This is a genomic window from Streptomyces sp. CAI-85 (genome assembly GCF_013363615.1).
In the GTDB taxonomy this organism is placed as follows: domain Bacteria; phylum Actinomycetota; class Actinomycetes; order Streptomycetales; family Streptomycetaceae; genus Streptomyces; species Streptomyces antibioticus_B.
The window spans coordinates 1-1,884 of the sequence record NZ_JAANNX010000167.1 but is presented as its reverse complement, the minus strand read 5'-3'; the positions used below and the strand labels follow the sequence as shown (position 1 = coordinate 1,884).

Below are 1,884 nucleotides of genomic sequence, written 5' to 3'. Positions count from 1 at the left end.
ACGGCCGCATGTGCCCGATCGAGACGCCCGAAGGCCCGAACATCGGTCTGATCGGCTCGCTCGCCTCCTACGGCCGGGTCAACGCGTTCGGTTTCGTCGAGACCCCGTACCGCAAGGTCGTCGACGGCCAGGTCACCGACGAGGTGGACTACCTGACCGCCGACGAGGAGGACCGCTTCGTCATCGCGCAGGCCAACGCCACGCTCAACGACGATCTCCGGTTCGAGGAGTCCCGCGTCCTGGTCCGCCGCCGTGGCGGCGAGGTCGACTACGTCCCCGGTGACGACGTGGACTACATGGACGTCTCGCCGCGCCAGATGGTGTCGGTCGCGACCGCCATGATCCCGTTCCTCGAGCACGACGACGCCAACCGTGCCCTCATGGGCGCGAACATGATGCGCCAGGCCGTGCCGCTCATCAAGAGCGAGTCCCCGCTCGTCGGCACCGGCATGGAGTACCGCTCCGCCGTCGACGCCGGCGACGTGGTCAAGGCCGAGAAGGCGGGTGTCGTCCAGGAGGTCTCCGCGGACTACATCACCACCGCCAACGACGACGGCACGTACATCACGTACCGCCTGGCCAAGTTCGCCCGCTCCAACCAGGGCACCTCGGTCAACCAGAAGGTCATCGTCAACGAGGGCGACCGGATCATCGAGGGCCAGGTCCTGGCCGACGGTCCGGCCACCGAGAACGGCGAGATGGCCCTCGGCAAGAACCTGCTGGTCGCGTTCATGCCGTGGGAGGGTCACAACTACGAGGACGCGATCATCCTGTCGCAGCGCCTCGTGCAGGACGACGTCCTCTCCTCGATCCACATCGAGGAGCACGAGGTCGACGCCCGTGACACCAAGCTGGGCCCCGAGGAGATCACCCGGGACATCCCGAACGTCTCCGAGGAGGTCCTCGCCGACCTCGACGAGCGCGGCATCATCCGCATCGGCGCCGAGGTCACCGCCGGTGACATCCTCGTCGGCAAGGTCACGCCCAAGGGTGAGACCGAGCTGACGCCGGAGGAGCGCCTGCTGCGCGCGATCTTCGGTGAGAAGGCCCGTGAGGTCCGTGACACCTCGCTGAAGGTGCCGCACGGCGAGACCGGCAAGGTCATCGGCGTGCGCGTCTTCGACCGCGAGGAGGGCGACGAACTGCCGCCCGGCGTCAACCAGCTCGTGCGGGTCTACGTCGCGCAGAAGCGCAAGATCACGGACGGCGACAAGCTCGCCGGCCGGCACGGCAACAAGGGTGTCATCTCCAAGATCCTGCCCATCGAGGACATGCCGTTCCTCGAGGACGGGACCCCGGTCGACATCATCCTCAACCCGCTCGGTGTGCCGTCCCGAATGAACCCGGGACAGGTGCTGGAGATCCACCTCGGCTGGCTCGCCAGCCGCGGCTGGGACGTCTCCGGTCTCGCCGACGAGTGGGCGCAGCGCCTCCAGGCCATCGGCGCCGACCAGGTCGCCCCGGGCACCAACGTCGCCACCCCGGTCTTCGACGGCGCCCGTGAGGACGAGCTGGCGGGTCTGCTCCAGCACACCATCCCGAACCGCGACGGCGAGCGCATGGTGCTCCCGTCCGGCAAGGCGCGGCTGTTCGACGGCCGTAGCGGTGAGCCGTTCCCGGACCCGATCTCGGTCGGCTACATGTACATCCTGAAGCTGCACCACCTGGTCGACGACAAGCTGCACGCCCGCTCGACCGGCCCGTACTCCATGATCACCCAGCAGCCGCTGGGTGGTAAGGCCCAGTTCGGTGGCCAGCGCTTCGGTGAGATGGAGGTGTGGGCCCTGGAGGCGTACGGCGCCGCCTACGCCCTCCAGGAGCTGCTGACCATCAAGTCCGACGACGTGACCGGCCGCGTGAAGGTCTACGAGGCCATCGTCAAGG

General features: G+C 68.1%; 1 protein-coding gene. It reads left to right on the top strand.

Features of this window, described 5'->3' with window-relative positions; genetic code table 11:
• A partial coding sequence (locus G6W55_RS37475; RefSeq protein WP_175525044.1) for a DNA-directed RNA polymerase subunit beta occupies window positions 1-1,884 on the top strand: 1,884 nt, incomplete at both ends.